Annotated in this window: 15 protein-coding genes; 7 read left to right on the top strand and 8 right to left on the bottom strand. The window is 53.2% G+C overall.

Features of this window, described 5'->3' with window-relative positions; all coding sequences use genetic code 11:
• Positions 1-31: 31 nt before the first annotated feature.
• Positions 32-1,375: a dihydrolipoyllysine-residue acetyltransferase gene (aceF, locus tag ACT53C_RS11240; protein ID WP_275356902.1), complete on the bottom strand. Its 1,344-nt coding sequence runs from the start codon at positions 1,373-1,375 to the stop codon at positions 32-34.
• A 27-nt stretch (positions 1,376-1,402) separates the two neighbouring features.
• A complete protein-coding gene (gene aceE, locus ACT53C_RS11235) occupies positions 1,403-4,072 on the bottom strand; it encodes a pyruvate dehydrogenase (acetyl-transferring), homodimeric type (RefSeq protein WP_476146206.1) in 2,670 nt (889 codons plus the stop codon).
• A gap of 285 nt (positions 4,073-4,357) precedes the next feature.
• Between aceE and ACT53C_RS11230 the strand changes: the two genes are divergently transcribed.
• Positions 4,358-5,824, top strand: coding sequence for a M17 family metallopeptidase (locus ACT53C_RS11230; RefSeq protein WP_476146204.1), 1,467 nt, complete (start codon positions 4,358-4,360; stop codon positions 5,822-5,824).
• 14 nt (positions 5,825-5,838) lie between these two features.
• Here the strand turns inward: ACT53C_RS11230 and ACT53C_RS11225 are convergent, their stop codons facing one another.
• From ACT53C_RS11225 to ACT53C_RS11215, 3 genes are read right to left on the bottom strand one after another with little or no spacing between them, the layout of a single operon-like run.
• Positions 5,839-7,065, bottom strand: coding sequence for an NAD(P)/FAD-dependent oxidoreductase (locus ACT53C_RS11225; protein ID WP_476146202.1), 1,227 nt, complete (start codon positions 7,063-7,065; stop codon positions 5,839-5,841).
• 28 nt (positions 7,066-7,093) lie between these two features.
• On the bottom strand, positions 7,094-7,525 hold the full coding sequence (locus ACT53C_RS11220) for a protein tyrosine phosphatase family protein (RefSeq protein WP_476146200.1): 432 nt from the start codon (positions 7,523-7,525) through the stop codon (positions 7,094-7,096).
• A 38-nt stretch (positions 7,526-7,563) separates the two neighbouring features.
• On the bottom strand, positions 7,564-7,881 hold the full coding sequence (locus ACT53C_RS11215) for an ArsR/SmtB family transcription factor (protein WP_194747095.1): 318 nt from the start codon (positions 7,879-7,881) through the stop codon (positions 7,564-7,566).
• A 362-nt stretch (positions 7,882-8,243) separates the two neighbouring features.
• Here ACT53C_RS11215 and ACT53C_RS11210 point away from each other — a divergent pair, with 362 nt between their 5' ends.
• A complete protein-coding gene (locus ACT53C_RS11210) occupies positions 8,244-8,909 on the top strand; it encodes a Crp/Fnr family transcriptional regulator (RefSeq protein ID WP_476146198.1) in 666 nt (221 codons plus the stop codon).
• 129 nt (positions 8,910-9,038) lie between these two features.
• Positions 9,039-9,641, top strand: coding sequence for a glycine zipper 2TM domain-containing protein (locus ACT53C_RS11205; protein ID WP_379077639.1), 603 nt, complete (start codon positions 9,039-9,041; stop codon positions 9,639-9,641).
• A 46-nt stretch (positions 9,642-9,687) separates the two neighbouring features.
• Here the strand turns inward: ACT53C_RS11205 and ACT53C_RS11200 are convergent, their stop codons facing one another.
• The 3 genes from ACT53C_RS11200 to ACT53C_RS11190 all read right to left on the bottom strand — a co-directional run bounded on the left by ACT53C_RS11200 (position 9,688) and on the right by ACT53C_RS11190 (position 12,004).
• A complete protein-coding gene (locus tag ACT53C_RS11200) occupies positions 9,688-10,233 on the bottom strand; it encodes a Smr/MutS family protein (protein WP_194747092.1) in 546 nt (181 codons plus the stop codon).
• A 60-nt stretch (positions 10,234-10,293) separates the two neighbouring features.
• Positions 10,294-11,244, bottom strand: coding sequence for a thioredoxin-disulfide reductase (gene trxB / locus ACT53C_RS11195; RefSeq protein WP_194747091.1), 951 nt, complete (start codon positions 11,242-11,244; stop codon positions 10,294-10,296).
• A gap of 295 nt (positions 11,245-11,539) precedes the next feature.
• Positions 11,540-12,004, bottom strand: coding sequence for a Dps family protein (locus tag ACT53C_RS11190; protein WP_194747090.1), 465 nt, complete (start codon positions 12,002-12,004; stop codon positions 11,540-11,542).
• A gap of 109 nt (positions 12,005-12,113) precedes the next feature.
• Here ACT53C_RS11190 and ACT53C_RS11185 point away from each other — a divergent pair, with 109 nt between their 5' ends.
• Genes ACT53C_RS11185 through serS form a run of 4 tightly spaced genes read left to right on the top strand, consistent with a single transcriptional unit; the run spans position 12,114 to position 17,669 of the window.
• Positions 12,114-14,429, top strand: a complete 2,316-nt coding sequence (locus tag ACT53C_RS11185; protein ID WP_476146194.1) for a DNA translocase FtsK — start codon at positions 12,114-12,116, stop codon at positions 14,427-14,429.
• Positions 14,422-15,045 carry an outer membrane lipoprotein periplasmic chaperone LolA gene (lolA, locus tag ACT53C_RS11180; protein ID WP_476146192.1) on the top strand — a complete coding sequence of 208 codons (624 nt, stop codon included), beginning with the start codon at positions 14,422-14,424 and terminating at the stop codon, positions 15,043-15,045. The genes ACT53C_RS11185 and lolA overlap by 8 nt, the downstream gene beginning before the upstream one ends.
• A gap of 24 nt (positions 15,046-15,069) precedes the next feature.
• The gene (locus ACT53C_RS11175; protein WP_476146190.1) at positions 15,070-16,395 is read left to right on the top strand and encodes a replication-associated recombination protein A; all 1,326 of its coding nucleotides are present in this window, start codon (positions 15,070-15,072) and stop codon (positions 16,393-16,395) included.
• Positions 16,395-17,669: a serine--tRNA ligase gene (serS, locus tag ACT53C_RS11170; protein ID WP_476146188.1), complete on the top strand. Its 1,275-nt coding sequence runs from the start codon at positions 16,395-16,397 to the stop codon at positions 17,667-17,669. Before ACT53C_RS11175 ends, serS begins: the two co-directional genes overlap by 1 nt.
• The last annotated feature ends 10 nt before the right edge of the window (positions 17,670-17,679 follow it).

Here is a 17,679-nt window from a genome sequence, read left to right as displayed (position 1 = left end):
CGCGCCCTTTGTGTTTTTACTCGTCTAAAAATTAGAGCAACAAGCGTCTCACATCACTCAGCATCACACGCAGATGGCTGGTGAAGCGTGCGCCGTCGGCGCCGTCGATGACGCGGTGATCGTATGACAATGACAACGGCATGATCAGGCGTGGGTCAAAGCCGCCCGTGTCTTTGTTGTACACTGGCTGCATGGCCGCGCGGGAAACCCCCAGAATCGCGACTTCAGGGCAGTTGATAATCGGCGTAAACATGGTGCCGCCAATGCCACCGAGGCTTGAAATGGTAAAGCAGCCGCCTTGCATTTCCTCAACTTTCAGCTTGCGTTCACGGGCCTTGGCAGACAGGTCCGCCAGATCACGTGCAATGTCCATCACGTCTTTCTGGTTCACGTCACGTACCACAGGCACGACCAAGCCGTCCGGTGTATCACAGGCGAAGCCAATATTGTAATACTGCTTGAGGATCAAGCTATCGCCTTCAGGGGATAAGGAGGCATTAAAGTTAGGGTAAGTACGCAGGGCGTTGACCACTGCTTTCATCAGAAAAGCCAGCAAAGTCAATTTCACGCCACGCTTCTCGGCTTCGGCCAGCATGGACTTACGGAAGTCTTCGAGGTCGGTAATATCAGCCTCATCAAACTGTGTTACATGCGGCGCGGTGACCCAGTTGCGGTGCAAGTTGGCGCCAGACAGCTTCTTGATGCGGGAAAGCGGTTTGGTCTCAATATTGCCGAACTGGCTGAAGTCGATCACCGGCATGGGTAAGGTGCTTAAACCACCGCTAGTACTCATGCTTTCAGAGCGTGGTTTAGACAATTCGCCTTTGACGTAGGCTTGTACATCGCTTTGCAAAATACGGTTTTTAGGGCCGCTGGCTTTCACCAGTGACAGGCTCACCCCCAGCTCACGCGCAAACTTGCGGACAGACGGGCTGGCATGTGCCAGTTTGCCGCTGCTGGCTACGGTGCTGGCAGCCACCGGGTTAGGCGTGGCTTGCGGCTGGATGACTTGGGGAACTTCAGCCACCGGGCGGGTAGGCTCAGGAATCGCAACCTTGGCTTCATCCACCGTTACAGTAGCCACCACGGGTGTGGCGGTCGGCTGCGGGGCCACTTTTTCTGCCGGTGCCGCTTCGCTAGCGGTATCCAGTGTCAGAATCAGGGCGCCTTGCTTGGTTTTGTCGCCCACTTTGATGTGAATTTCCTTGACCACGCCAGACAGCGAGGAGGGGATATCCATAGAGGCTTTGTCAGACTCTACGGTGATTAATGAATCTTCCTTGGCGACGGTGTCACCGACGCTAACCAGGACTTCAATGACGTCGACGCTGTCAAAGTTGCCGATATCCGGCACCAGTACTTCTTTGATAGACATATTGTGTATGTTCCTTATGTCGTGACCTTAGATCGTAGCCGGGTTGGCACGACTAATGTCGATATTGTATTTTTTAATGGCTTCGGCGGCCTTGCTGGCTGGCAGTTTGCCCTCGTCCGCCAGGGCTTTCAGTGCGGCCAGCGTCACATAGTAACGGTCAACTTCAAAGAAGCTGCGCAGGGCTTCACGAGAGTCAGAGCGGCCGTAACCGTCTGTACCCAGGGTCACGAATCTGTTGGGTACAAATGGACGAATCTGGTCGGCAAAGCTGCGCATGTAATCCGTAGAGGCAATCACAGGGCCCTCTGCTTTTTGCAGCGAGGCTTCAACATAGCTCAGTTTAGGTTTGGCTTCTGGATGCAGCAGGTTGTGACGCTCGGCGTCAATACCGTCGCGACGCAGCTCGGTAAAGCTGGTCACACTCCAAACATCCGCAGACACGCCCCAGTCTTGTTCCAGCAACTCGGCGGCAGCAATCACTTCACGCAGAATCACACCGGAACCCATCAATTGTACTTTCGGGCCTTTGGCTTTCGACTTGCTGAAGCTGTACATGCCTTTGAGGATGCCCTCGGCACTGCCTTCCGGCATGGCCGGATGGCTATAGTTTTCGTTCATCAGGGTGATGTAGTAATACACATCTTCCTGATTTTGTACCATGCGGCGCATGCCTTCCTGGATGATCACGGCCAGCTCGTAAGCAAAGGTAGGATCGTAGGAGATACAGTTAGGAATGGTCGCGGACATCAAGTGGCTATGACCGTCTTCATGTTGCAAGCCTTCACCGTTGAGGGTGGTACGGCCAGCAGTCGCGCCCAGCAAGAAACCACGGGCACGGCTGTCGCCCGCGGCCCAAGCAAAGTCGCCAATACGCTGGAAGCCAAACATGGAGTAATAGATGTAGAACGGAATCATCTGCGTGCCGGTAACGCTGTAAGACGTCGCCGCGGCCAGCCAGCTGGCAAAAGATCCGGCTTCGTTAATGCCTTCTTCTAAAATCTGGCCGCTTTGAGATTCCTTGTAGAACATCACCTGGTCAGAATCTTGTGGCTCATACAACTGGCCGACAGAAGAGTAAATGCCCAGTTGGCGGAACATGCCTTCCATGCCAAACGTACGCGCTTCATCCGGCACGATAGGCACCACATATTTGCCCACTTGCTTGTCACGCACCAGCGTAGACAAGATACGCACAAAGGCCATAGTGGTGGAGATTTCACGGTCACCGGTGGCGCCCAGCATGTTTTCAAAGGCTGACAGTTCAGGCACGGTCAGCTCGTTACCTTTACGGCGGCGGCTAGGTACAAAGCCACCTAAAGCTGCGCGGCGCTCCATCATGTACTTGATTTCCGGGCTGTCTTCAGCCGGACGGTAGTAAGACAGGTTTTCTACCTGTTCATCGGTCAATGGCAGGTCAAAACGGTCACGGAACGCCTTCAGTGAGGCAATATCCATGCTCTTTTGCTGGTGGGTGGTATTCTGGCCTTCGCCGGCTTCGCCCATGCCATAACCTTTAACAGTTTTGGCGAGGATGACAGTAGGTTGACCTTTATGAGTCACTGCAGCCTGGTAAGCCGCAAATACTTTGTGCGGATCATGACCACCACGGTTCAGGCGCCAGATGTCGGCATCTGACATCGCAGCCACCATTTCACGCAGTTCTGGATATTTGCCAAAGAAATGCTCGCGGGTATAGGCGCCGCCTTTTTGTTTAAAGTTCTGGTATTCACCGTCCACGCACTCTTCCATGCGTTTGCGCAGAAGGCCGTCTTTATCCATGGCCAGCAGCGGATCCCAGTAAGAACCCCAAATGACCTTGATCGCGTTCCAGCCCGCGCCGCGGAAGTTGGATTCCAATTCCTGAATAATCTTGCCGTTGCCGCGTACCGGGCCATCCAAGCGCTGCAAGTTACAGTTGATCACGAAAATCAGGTTATCCAGACCTTCACGCGCCGCCAGCGAGATCGCGCCTTGTGATTCTGGCTCATCCATCTCGCCATCGCCACAGAATACCCAGACTTTGCGGTCTGAGGTATCGGCAATGCCACGGTTATGCAGGTACTTGAGGAAACGTGCCTGGTAAATCCCGGCCAATGGCCCTAAACCCATGGACACGGTAGGGAACTGCCAGAAATCCGGCATCAGCCACGGGTGCGGGTAGCTGGACAGGCCATTGCCACCGGTTTCCTGACGGAAGTTATCCATCTGCTCTTCAGTGATGCGGCCTTCAAGGAAGGCACGTGCGTACACGCCTGGTGAGGAGTGCCCCTGGAAATACACACAGTCGCCACCAAAACTCTCGTTGGCTGCACGGAAAAAGTGGTTAAAGCCCACGTCATATAAAGTGGCTGCAGACTGGAAGCTGGCGATGTGACCGCCAATGCCGGGCGATTTTTCATTGGCACGCAACACGGTCATGATCGCATTCCAGCGGATCAGGGCACGGATACGGCGCTCCATCTCGGGATCGCCTTGCAGTTTAGCCTGCAAGTGGGTGGGGATGGTATTCACATAAGCGGTGGTCGCTTTGTAAGGCAAATGGCCACCAGAACGGCGGGCCTGATCAATCATTGCTTCCAACAGAAAGTGGGCACGTTCTGGCCCTTCATTCTCAATGACTGCGCTGAGGGCTTCTAACCACTCCTGGGTTTCTTGTGCGTCTGTTTCATTGAGGTGTGCTTGCGAATGCGTTGCCATGCGTGAGGATTCTCCGAGTTTTAAGTCGCTATGCGTATAATCTAGCTTCGAGCAATGCCTAGAGCTGAGAAAGTGTTGATTACCAAGAAGGGATTCCGAAATTGGACACTACTTTTATGGTATCACGTTGCTGCACTCAAGTGATGAGTCTCAGCAAGCTATCAATTAGCTGTAAGTGTCTCTTTTTTGACGCTTTTGGTCAAGTTTTGCATCAGCTAGACACGCTTGTCTACTGGCTTTTGCTACGTTTATTTAATATTTTATATAAGAGTGTTTTCTGACTGTATGCGCATCGAGTGGTCCCAAAATTCTGAAGTCAATTCAACCGTGTTGTCCGCATTTGCGCAGCATATTTTGCTGGTATTTGAAGAAAAATACTTTTCTACCCTGCCATTTGGCGAAGCATTAGCCGCAAAACTGGCGCGGGCTGGCCTCACTGCCGCTGATTTAGCAGAAAAGCCGGTCACGCTTGAATGGCCAGATGGCCGCCTGGTGAGTCTGGTACAGGTCGAGGCCAGTAGTCCTCGTTTTGCGTTGAATAGCCTGTTACGCAGTGCGGTAAAGCCGTTGCTGGAGGAGCATCCTGCGCGCATCGCCATTGGTGTGTATGCAAAAAAAAAGGCTACCGTGCTGGTCCGGCAGGCGGCGTATGTCACGCTGGTGAATGCGCAAGCTTTGCCGATGCTCAAGAAAAAGCACAAGGGTCAGTCCTTACGAGAAATCGGCCTGTTTGGTGTCGATGCCCTGGACTGGACGGAAGAAGTCACCGCCTTGGTCGCTGGCAATACCGTGTGCCGCGCCTTGACCATGACGCCGCCAAATATGTTGACGCCATCGCTGTATCAACAGTGCTTGCAATCGATGGCCAGCGAAAAAGGGTGGCAATATGAGGCGTTTGATATTGATAGGCTAAGGGCGTTGGGCGCAGGTGCTTTTGTGGCCGTCGCGCAAGGCTCGGAGCCGCAGGATGCCGCGATTGTGAGGTTGAGCTATCGCCATCCGCAGGCGAAAAAAACGCTGGCGCTGGTGGGCAAGGGCATTTGCTTTGATACCGGCGGCCATAATTTGAAATCGGCCAAATATATGCAAGGCATGCATCAGGACATGAACGGCAGCGCGGTGGCGGTTGGCGTGTTGCAGGCAATTAGCGCACAACAGTTGGCTGTGAATGTGGACTGCTGGCTGGCCCTGGCGCAAAACCATATTGGCCCCAACGCTTACAAGCAAAATGATGTGGTCACGGCGCTCAATGGCATGACCATCGAAATCGTGCATACCGATGCCGAAGGCCGTATGGTGCTGGCTGACACCCTGACCCTGGCCAGCCGCAGCAAACCGGATGTCATGCTTGATTACGCCACACTCACCGGCAGCATGCAAACCGCGCTGGGGTCGCGCATGAGCGGCATTATTGCCAACCAGCCCAGCCTGGCGCAGCAGATGGTCGAGGCCGGTACTGAGAGTGGCGAGCGAGTGGTGGCGTTTCCATATGCAGAAGATTACGACAGCGAGTTGGACAGCGAGATTGCCGACATCAAGCAGTGCACCATGGACAGTGATGCGGACCATATGCTTGCTGCACGGTTTTTAGGCAGGTTTATCGAGCATGAGGTCGATTGGTGCCACATAGACTTGTCGTCTTATACACACAAGGACGGTTTGGGTGCGGTCGCCAGTGAGGTGAATGGCTTTGGTGTGGCCCTCACCTTGCAATGGCTCAAGCAGTTTCTCGCCAGCAAAGCTAAACGTTAATTTGGGCGTGCGTGCTAGCCACACGCCCCGCATCTGGCCAGCCATTCGCGTCCTTTGAGCATCAGGTGCCAATAGACCTTTGGTAACAGGTATTTCTTGAGCCACCAGGCAGAACGGCGGGCTTTGGTTGAATCCCAGGGGAAGGTGGGGACAATTTTGCCACCATAGCCAAATTCGGCCAGGATGATTTTGCCTTTTTCAACCGTCAGCGGGCAGGAACCATAACCGTCATAACGCGAGGGCAATGCCAGGCCCGCCCGCGCCGCCAACAGGTTTTCTGCGGCAATGACAACTTGTTTGCGGGCAGCCGCTGCGGTTTTGGCATTGGGGGTGTTGGTGCAGTCACCCACGCCGAAAATATCTGGATAACACACATGTTGCAAACTGTGCTGATCGACTTCCACCCAGCCATCCGCATTCGCTAACGGGCTTTGCTTGATAAAGTCGGGCGCCGTTTGTGGCGGCACCACATGCAGCATGTCAAACGTTTCGCTGATGTGCTGCACGTTGCCGTCGGCATCCTTGATATTAAACCAGGCGGTTTTATTGGGGCCGTCCACTTCTACCAGCGTGCTATTCAAATGCAAATCCACCTGATAGCGACGGATATACTGCATCAGCGGCTCCACATACTCTTTCACGCCAAACAAAGCGGGTGCGGCACTGTAAAACGAGGCCTTGATCTGGCCTAGCCGACCCTGCGCCAACCATTCTGCACAAGAAAGATAGAGCGCTTTTTGCGGTGCGCCTGCACATTTGATTGGCATGGGGGGCTGAGTGAACAGGGCTTTGCCCGACTGTAATTGCTGCACCAGTTGCCAGGTGTAAGGAGCCAGGTCAAAGCGGTAGTTTGAGGTCACCTCATGTTTGCCCAGCGTTTCTGGCAAACCTTTAATGCCCTCCCAATGCAGTTTAAGGCCTGCGGCAACCACCAGTTGTTGATATTGAATCTTGCCCAGGCGGTCAGTGACAACGTGTTTTTCTTCAGGCATAAAGCCGGTCGCTGCCGCGTGTAGCCAGGTGACACCGTGCGGGATGCATTCAGCCATGGGGCGTACCGTATTCGCTGCGTCAAACTCGCCCGCGCCGACCAAGGTCCAGGCTGGCTGGTAATAATGCTGAGTAGCTGGCTCAATAATGGCAATCGCAAGTGTGTTATCGCGTTTTTTCAGGCTGGCAGCCATAGCACAACCCGCCGCGCCACCACCGACAATCACAATATCAAAGTTATTTTTTTGCATGGTGTGGAACCGTCTTCTCTTATTGATTTTACTCTTTGAACCAGCCTTTAACTTTATCCAGTAAGCCCTCTTTGGTCTCTGCTGATCCACCGCAACAAGCAGGTTTGCTTTGGGCAGCCACAGCGGGCGACTGTAAGGCCAGTTGGTAGACTTGATTGGCCCGGTTGCCAGTACGGCAAAAGCCGACGACGGGTCCCGGGTGGCTGGTCAGCAAGGTTTGCAGTTGAGCCACATGCTCGGTTGAGATCTGGTTGGGGACTACCGGGATGTACGCATATCCTATGCCTAGCGCCGCTGCTAGCGAGGCCAAGGCCTCGCTGACAGGCTGCGATTCGCCGCCCTCGCCATCAGGCCTGAAGTTGACCACCAAGGTCGTGCCTTGCGCAGCCAGCGCATTTAAATCTTCAGGCGTGAGTTGGTCGCTGATACTGTAATGTTGGTCGATTTGTTTGAGATTCATCGTGACGTCCTCGGCAATGATGCATGGTCCCCGCCGGATTATTTGCAAAACTCGTGGTGTAACACCTGGATCACCGCAAGCGCGGCGGGGCTGCCTATGCGGTAAAACACGTTTTTACCTTCGCGGCGGGTGGTCACCAGCTGCGCTTCGCGCAACACGGTTAACTGTTGTGACAAGCTGGGTTGCCTGAGATTCAGGCAGGCCTCTAATTCACTGACGGATTTTTCGCCTTGTGACAGTTGGCACAACAGCATCAACCGGTCTGTATTGGCCATGGCCTTCATTAACTGACTGGCTTGATCGGCCGAGGCCCTTAGCTGATCAAACAGATCCACCGCAATTTCTGAAGTTTGCATATTACCCCTTGCATAATCATTTATATTTTTATTTTCTTTGTACGTTGAAATTCAATCATAAACCTGTTGTCACAGATTGTGTACGCTTTAACACTTATCTGGGCATGACTTTTTGTGTGTTACGGGTGATGGACTGACGGGGTGCGTTATCAACTTAATCCAATTTGCATATTTTTGGGGCAAGCTTGCGGTAAATCCTATGACGATGACCCTCGACCTCTACCAAGTTGCCATCGCACGTTCACATGCCAAATCCATCTGAAACAGGGATGCAAATCAAACTGTGATAAAGTGCAGTACATAAAAAAGTGGCTGTCATGCAGGTATGACAAGCAAAAAAATGAACGAATGGGGATATTGGGATGATGCAATCATTAGGATGGATCAGTCTGTTTCCAGAACTGGAAGCATTGGAAGACTCTGCAAAAAAACTGGTTTCGCAGTATGCGCGCATTGTAGAGGCGCCGGTTCGTGCGATTGGCTATCGCGAAGGTGACCATTGCGGCGGCTATGTGCTGCGTTTAAAAGGGCGCTCGCGCGTTTATAAAATGTCAGCCAGCGGGCGTGAAATCGTGCTTTATCGCGTGGGTGCCGGTGAAACCTGTGTGATCACGACAACTTGCCTGTTAGGCAATAGCCAATATCCGGCCTCTACCGTGGTTGAGGATGACATTCAGGATGTGATTATCCCGGAAGCCATTTTTCATAAACTCATGATTGATTCGCCGGTGTTCAGGCAATACGTCATGCAGAACTACGGCGCACTGATCAGCGACCTCATTGTGTTGCTGGATGAAGTCGCTTTTCAGACGCTGGATGCACGCCTGGCCAAGTGGCTGTTGGACATGGGCAATAACACCATACAGCGCACCCATCAGCAGATCGCTGACGAATTGGGCACCGCGCGTGAAGTCATCAGCCGCCAGCTTAAGCGCCTGGAACAAAAAGGCTGGTTGACCATGGGACGCGGCGTGATTGAAATCCAGCAACGCGGCGAGTTGCTCAAGCTGGCCAATAGCAATCAATAACCTGCTTGTATCCACGCTGATACAAAATTTTGCTCACGGCGTCCTGTCTGTGCGTCATCGCACTGAACAGCCTGCACGTTATCAATCTCAACTGCCACATGCAGTGTGAATGTTGAGAGGAGAAACAACGTGCGTAAAACTATCGCAATCAGTGCCTGGATGTTGCTGGCCAGCCAGGCTGCATTTGCCGATGCCGAATATATAGACCGGGCGCGGGTGCTGTCGGTGGCACCCCAGGTGCAACAAGTCAATCAGCCACGTCAGGAGTGCCGCACTGAATACATCAATGAGAGTGTTTATCAGGCGCCAGCGCGATCTAACACCGGCGCCATTATTGGTGGCGTGGCAGGTGGTTTGCTGGGCAGCACCATAGGCCGGGGTGGTGGCCGCGTGGCAGCGGCCGCTGTTGGTGCCGGGGTAGGCGCCATTGTCGGTGACCGCGTGGACAACCAGAATCCCTATGGCAATGAACGTGTTGTCACCCGCCCCGTGCAGCAATGTGTGATGGTGGACCAGTGGCAAACCGTGACCACGGGCTATCTGGTGAATTATGAATATCAGGGCCGCCAATACGCTACCATGATGGACCGCGATCCCGGCCCAACGCTGGAAGTGGCGGTGATGGTGAGGCCAAATGTCGCACAGGTACAGCCGATGCCAGCACCAGTCTACCGTCCAGCCGCCATGAGAGGACATGGTCCGCGCCACCATCCATATCCACAATATTGGTAAGTTTCTGATTGAGGCTCATGACGCGTTGCCAGAGATGGCAGCGCGTTTATGCTTTGAGCAAGACGATCACGGCCCCGCTGCCGCCATCATTGGCCCGTGCCTGAGCATAGGCAATCACTTCGTCTTTTTGCATGAGCCAATTGCGTAATTTGTGTTTAAGCACAGGCTCTTTATTGCGCGAGCCCAGGCCTTTGCCATGCACGATGCGTACACAACGCAGCCCACGTTTTTTACAGCCGGCAATAAATTCAGAGACCGTGACCCTGGCCTCATCACTGATCAGGCCATGCAAGTCGATATGCGCTTGCACCACCCAATGACCACGGCGCAGTTTGCTTAACACCATCGGCGATTGGCCTTCGCGCAAATACAGTAATTCTTCGCCGCTTTCGAGTTCGTAGGCAGGGATGTAGTGGTCGCTGAGCGAATCGATCAGTGCCTGTTTTTCATCGCGGATCAGTTGGCGCGGAATCGGTTTGGGTTTTTTGGGCGCATGGGAAACGCGGTTGGTTTTGACCGGACGTGCGCCTTTGACTGCTTCGTAAAACAGTGACACATCATTTTCATCGTTGTCCGGATGTTCTTGTGACATAACCCGATTTTAAAATAAAAAAGCGCACCGGGGTGCGCTTCTTCACGATTGCTGCTGGATTTATTCCAGACTGGTCAGATAGCGCTCGGCATCTAGCGCGGCCATACAACCGGTGCCGGCGCTGGTGACTGCCTGGCGGTAAATATGGTCTTGCACATCGCCCGCAGCAAATACACCGGGGATGCTGGTGGCTGTGAAATTGCCCTGGCGGCCTGCCTGGGTGACGATATAACCACCCTCCATCTCCAGCTGGCCTTCAAAGATTTGCGTATTCGGCTGGTGACCAATGGCAATAAACACGCCTTTGAGGGGAATGTCTTTGGTGGTGCCAGAATTGACGTCTTTCAGACGCATGCCCGTCACGCCCGTGTTGTCACCAAGCACTTCGTCCAGCGTCTGGAAGGTTTCCAGCACCACTTTGCCTTCTTTCACGCGCTCCATCAGCTTATCCACCAGAATGGCTTCGGCCTTGAATTTGTCACGGCGGTGAACCAGGGTAACCTTGCTGGCAATGTTTGCCAGATAAAGCGTTTCTTCCACTGCGGTGTTGCCGCCACCCACTACGGCGACCTCCTGGTTGCGGTAGAAGAAGCCGTCACAGGTGGCACAGGCAGACACGCCCTTGCCAGCAAACGCTTCTTCGCTGGGCAGGCCCAGGTATTTGGCAGAAGCGCCAGTTGCAATAATCAGTGCATCGCAGGTGTACTCGCCACTGTCGCCCACCAAACGAATCGGTTTTTCTGTGAGATGGGTGGTATGAATGTGGTCAAAAATCATCTCGGTGTTAAAGCGCTCGGCATGTTGCTGAAAGCGCGCCATCAGTTCCGGACCCATGACGCCGTTGGCATCTGCAGGCCAGTTATCGACTTCGGTGGTGGTCATGAGCTGGCCGCCTTGGGCGAGCCCAGTGATTAAAACCGGGTTGAGGTTGGCGCGAGCCGCATAGACGGCTGCCGTATACCCGGCAGGGCCGGAGCCAAGAATCATTAAACGGGCGTGTTTAGTTGCCATGGTGAAAATTCCATTCAGGAAGGTTATTTTTATTCAGATGGGGATGACCATGGGTTTTTAAAATGGTCATCTTCCAGTCAAGTGATCAATATATAAAGATTTTTTCAGCAAGCTTCTTAGCATCCAAGCAGTTTTGTGGCTTAGGCCGCTTTGCTTAACATCGGTTACGCCGAGTGAGCCTACAACGAAAAACTGCATCCGTAGCTTATTTTTCTAATAAGCTACGTAACATCTATTCAGTTTTTTAGTTCCGACATCACCAGCAGGTTAGCCTACATTGAAAGACTGCTCGGAATTATTTTTCCAACAAGCTTCTTAGCATCCAAGCTGTCTTTTCATGCACCTGCAGGCGTTGGGTTAGCAAGTCAGCCGTGGCTTCGTCGGAGGCTTTCTCGGCTGCCGGGAACACGCTACGTGCTGTGCGGCAAACCGCTTCGTGACCAGCCACCAGTTCGCTGATCATGTCGTTGGCTTTAGGCACGTCCACGGTTTCTTCGATGGAAGTCAACTTGGAAAATTGTGCGTAAGTGCCTGGCGCATACACGCCCAGTGAACGGATACGCTCAGCCACCAGGTCTACGGCCAATGCGAGCTCGGTGTACTGTGTTTCAAACATCAAATGCAAGGTATTGAACATCGGGCCAGTGACGTTCCAATGAAAATAGTGCGTTTTGAGATATAACGTGTAAGTGTCTGCCAGCAGCTTGGACAAGCCTTGCGCGATTTCCTGGCGGTTTTCATTGTTAATTCCGATATCCATGAGCTCTCCTTGTGAGTGATTAGGGTATTTTAGAACCTCGTTCCCCTGTCTGCAATTTGATTTTGCTATAATCATTTAAGTTCACTCTTGCAGAGAAAGAGACAACATATTGTTTTTTAATAAGAAAAAAGCCGCTAATGTCCGTCTGGAAAAAGTCTCGACGGAAAAACAGCTGCGCGACGCCAAGCTTATCCGTGAAGTTGCCTGGATTGCGCTGGCGGCACTCGGTGTTTTTTTGGCGGTGATTTTACTGACTTACTCGCATGAAGATCCAGGCTGGACGCACGCAGTGGGCGAGAGTGACCGCATTCACAATGCAGGCGGCACGGTAGGCGCCTGGATGGCCGATATTTTTCTGTCTCTGTTTGGATTTTCTTCCTGGTGGTTTGTGGTGTTGGCTTTTTTTGTAGTGTGGCTCATGTATCAGCGGCTGCACCAGAATGCGGCTGAAAAGCAGGATTGGTGGTTGAATGCTGTAGGGTTTGCCTTGATGTTACTCGCTTCTGCAGCCCTGGAGTCTGGGCATCTGGTGAGTTTACCTGCTGATTTTCCACTCAAGCAGGGTGGGGTGATCGGTAGCGGCATCGACCATCTCCTGCGCAATATGTTTGGTTTTGCCGGATCGACCATGTTGTTGCTGGTGTTATTTGCAACGGCCTTTAGCCTGTTTACCGGCTGGTCGCTGATCACCATTAGCGAACGGCTCGGTGAGTGGGTCATTCAGTTTTACCAATGGAGCGTATTGAAATACCAGGACTGGCAAGACCGTCAAGTTGGCCGCCAGGTGTTGCAGGCGCGTGAAGAGTTTGTCGAAGCGGAACGCAAGCGCATTGAAGACCGCAAGCCAGTGGAGATTACTGTGCCTGAGGTTGCCATCGCGCCAAGCGAGCGCGTGGTCAAAGAGAAACAGGCGGTGTTGTTTGAGGCCATAGAGCAGGAAGGCCTGCCACCGTTGCATTTGCTGGATGCGCCTAACCAGTCGGTGGAGTTGCAATCGGCAGAAACGCTGGACTTCACCTCGCGCCTGATTGAGCGCAAGCTCATGGATTTTGGCATCGAGGTTAAGGTGGTCACTGCGCAGCCTGGTCCGGTGATTACGCGTTATGAGCTGGATCCGGCACCTGGTGTCAAAGGCAGCCAGATCACTAACCTGTCTAAAGATTTGGCGCGAGCCTTGTCCGTGATCAGCGTGCGGGTGGTCGAGACGATTCCTGGCAAAAGCTATATGGGGCTGGAAATCCCTAACCCCAAACGCCAGATCGTGTCACTCACCGAGATTATGGGTAGCCAGGCTTATGCCGATTTAAATTCGCCGCTCGCGATTGCCATGGGTAAAGACATTGCCGGCAAGCCGATTGTGGCCGACCTGGCGAAAATGCCGCATGTGCTGGTAGCGGGGACCACCGGTTCTGGTAAGTCGGTGGCGATTAATGCGCTGATTTTGAGTTTGTTGTACAAAGCGGAAGCCAGCCGCGTGCGCATGATCCTGATTGACCCGAAAATGCTGGAATTGTCTGTGTATGAGGGTATTCCGCATTTGTTGGCGCCGGTGGTGACCGATATGCGTCAGGCCGCCAATGCTCTCAACTGGTGTGTGGCCGAGATGGAGCGTCGCTATAAACTGATGTCTACGCTGGGTGTGCGTAACCTGGCTGGCTATAACCAGAAAATTGTCGATGCGAAAAAACAGGGTACTTCGATCCCGCATCCATTTAGTTTGACACCGGACGAGCCGGAGCCACTCGATGAAATGCCGTTGATCGTGGTCGTGATCGATGAGCTGGCTGACCTGATGATGGTGGTGGGCAAAAAGGTAGAAGAACTGATTGCACGCTTGGCGCAAAAAGCCCGTGCCTCAGGCATTCATCTGGTGTTGGCCACGCAACGCCCTTCGGTAGATGTGATTACCGGCCTGATTAAAGCCAACGTACCCACACGCGTGGCATTCCAGGTATCGAGCAAGATAGACTCGCGTACCATTCTCGACCAAATGGGCGCCGAAACTTTGCTCGGCCAGGGGGATATGCTGTATCTGCCGCCCGGTAGCGGCTATCCGCAACGGATTCACGGTGCATTCGTCAGTGATGGCGAAGTGCATAACGTGGTTAACTTCCTCAAGGCGCAAGGCGAACCAAACTACATTGAAGGCATTCTCACCAATGAGACCGAAGGCGGCGACCTGGATAGCCTGGGTGGTGGCGAGGCCAGTGCGGGCGGCGAAAAAGACCCGCTGTATGATGAAGCAGTGGCGATTGTGCTCAAAACTCGCCGCGCTTCTATCTCATCGGTGCAGCGTCAATTGCGCATAGGCTACAACCGCGCTGCCCGCCTGATCGAAGATATGGAACGTGCCGGACTGGTCTCTGCCATGCAAAGCAATGGCAACCGTGAGGTATTAGTGAAAGCCGGAGGAGACCATGAATAAAGTATTTACCCGAGTGCTGCTGGCGTTATGCAGCGTATGTTTCATTTCAACGGCATTTGCCGATGGTGTCGATGATTTAAAGCAGTTCTACCAGAGCACGCAAGCCATGCGCGCCAACTTCAAGCAGACCGTGTTTGACCAAAAAGGTCGCAAGCTGCAAGAGGTCAACGGCACCATGCTATTGCAGCGGCCCAACAAATTCCGCTGGGATTATCAAAAGCCTTACGAGCAGCAAATCATCAGCGATGGCCGACAGGTGTTTTTGTTTGATGTCGACTTGCAGCAAGTCACGCTGCGTACGGTAGATAAAGTATTAGGCACCAGTCCGGCGGCTTTGCTGGCAGGTGGTCCTAATGTGGAAGAGAGCTTCCGTCTCACTCGCTTGCTCGATTTTGAGGGCTTGCAACGGGTACAGGCCAAGCCAATTCAAAAAGACAGTGGTTTTCAGGTGGTGATCATTTCCTTCAGCCAAGGCAAGCTGGCTGAAATGCGTCTGGTGGATGCGTTTGGTCAAAGCACGCATATCGTGTTTTCAAACGTGGAAGTGAACCCCAACCTCAACGCCAACCAGTTTTTGTTTACTGTGCCCAAAGGGGTGGATGTCGTTGGCGAGTAGCCAGTAGACCGCGCCAGAATCATCATGTCATCCCTGTTTGAACCGCAAACTCCCTCCAGTATTCCACTTGCTGAGCAGCTACGACCAAAAACATTGTCTGAAGTGGTCGGGCAAACCCACCTGCTCGGTGAGGGCAAGCCGTTGCGACGCGCATTTGAATCCGGCAAGTTGCCCTCGATGATTTTATGGGGCCCACCAGGGGTGGGTAAAACCACATTGGCGCGCCTGATTGCGCAAACTGCGGATACCGAATTTGTGCCGCTCTCTGCCGTGCTATCCGGCATTAAAGATATCCGCGAAGCCGTTGAGCGTGCAGAACTCACCTTGCAACAAACGGGTCGCAATACCATTCTGTTTGTCGATGAGGTTCACCGCTTTAACAAAGGGCAGCAGGATGCGTTTTTGCCTTATGTCGAAAGTGGGCTGATCACCTTTATTGGCGCCACCACCGAAAACCCCTCATTTGAAGTCAATAGCGCGTTGCTGAGCCGGGCGCAGGTGTTTGTACTCAATGCACTTAATGAAGACGAGCTGGCGCAATTGCTTGAGCGTGCGCGCTTAAAAGTCGCACCTGCTGTTGCCCTAGATGAGGCGGTGCAAGAACAGGTGCTCGCCTATGCCGATGGTGACGCCAGACGCCTGCTTAATTTTGCTGAAGGCCTGTTTAACGGCGCCATTGCAGCCAAAGTCGATCGCATAGATGAATCCTTTTTGCAGTCCACCATGGCCAGCAAGCTGCGCCGCTTTGATAAAGGTGGCGAGGCGTTCTATGACCAGATTTCTGCCCTGCACAAATCCGTGCGCGGCTCCAATCCGGATGCCGCCTTGTACTGGCTCATGCGCATGCTCGATGGCGGCGCTGAGCCACTGTATCTGGCCCGTCGCATTATCCGCATGGCTTGGGAAGATATTGGATTGGCTGATCCACGCGCCATGCAGATTGCCAATGATGCCGCTTTGACGTTTGAGCGGTTGGGCAGCCCAGAAGGCGAGCTGGCGCTGGCGCAAGCCGTGATTTACCTGGCCGTAGCAGCTAAAAGTAATGCAGGCTATATGGCCTACAATCAGGCCAAGGCGTTTGTGGCGCAAGACAAGTCCCGCAACGTGCCCTTGCATTTGAGAAATGCGCCCACCAAACTCATGAAAGCGCTCGACTATGGCAAAGAATACCGCTATGCGCACAATGAACCTGGTGCTTACGCCGCAGGCGAACAATACTTCCCTGATGACATGGATCCGCCACAATTTTACCAGCCCACACCGCGTGGATTGGAAGGTAAAATAAGCGAGAAACTCAATCAACTTAAAGACCTTGATCAGCAATACTTAAAAAGCAAAGCGAAAAAATAATGTTAGACATTCAACAGCTTAGAAATGATTTGGATAACGTGGTTGCCCGTCTGGCGGCACGGAAATTTGTATTCCCCGCAGAAGAGTTTAAAGCGCTCGAGGCCCAGCGTAAAACCATTCAGACCAATACCGAAAACCTGCAGGCCAAACGCAATGCAGCCTCCAAGCAAATCGGCATCGCCAAATCCAAAGGCGAAGATGCCAGTGCGATTCTGGCCGAGGTAGCTGGTTTGGGCGATGCGCTGAAAGCGGCCGAGGCACAACTCAATGAAGTGCAAGCGAGCATGCTGGCGCTCATGCAAAACGTGCCTAACCTGCCGCATGAGAGCGTGCCGGTCGGGCAGGATGAAACCCAAAACGTCGAAGTGCGTCGCTGGGGCACGCCACGCCAGTTTGACTTTGCAGTCAAAGACCACGCTGATGTCGGTGCGGCACTAGGGCTGGATTTTGATACAGGAGCCAAGCTCTCAGGCGCGCGTTTCACCTTTATGAAAGGTCAGATTGCCAAACTGCACCGCGCGATTGCCCAGTTTATGCTGGACACCCAAACCGAGAAACATGGCTATACGGAGTGCTATACGCCGTATATGGTCAACCGCGAGACCTTAATTGGTACCGGTCAATTGCCCAAGTTTGAAGAAGATTTGTTCTCTACCGCCCACAATGACAGCAAGCTCTACCTGATCCCGACTTCAGAAGTTACGCTGACCAATACGGTGCGGGATGAAATTGTCGCCATGGACAGCCTGCCGATCAAGCTGACCGCGCATACCCCATGCTTCCGATCAGAGGCCGGGTCTTATGGTAAAGATACCAAAGGCATGATCCGCCAGCACCAGTTTGATAAAGTCGAGATGGTGCAGATTGTGCATCCTGACACCAGCTATCAAGCGCTGGAAGAAATGGTCGGCCACGCCGAGGCTATTTTGCAGGCACTCGAACTGCCATACCGTGTTGTCTCGCTTTGTACAGGCGATATGGGCTTTGGCGCTGCGAAAACCTATGACCTCGAAGTCTGGTTGCCCGCACAGAATACCTACCGTGAAATTTCATCTGTCTCCAACTGCGAAGCCTTCCAGGCGCGCCGTTTGCAGGCCCGTTTCCGTAATGCCAATGGCAAGCCTGAGTTGTTGCATACCTTGAATGGTTCTGGTCTGGCTGTGGGCCGTACACTGGTGGCAGTGCTGGAAAATAACCAGAACGCTGATGGCACGGTGAATATTCCCAAAGCCCTACAGGCTTACATGGGTGGCAAAACGCTGCTGACTTTGTAATTCGTCCGGT

This window comes from Methylophilus sp. DMC14 (assembly GCF_056314085.1).
Note: the sequence above shows the minus strand (reverse complement) of the source record. Positions and strands in the feature narration are given on the sequence as shown.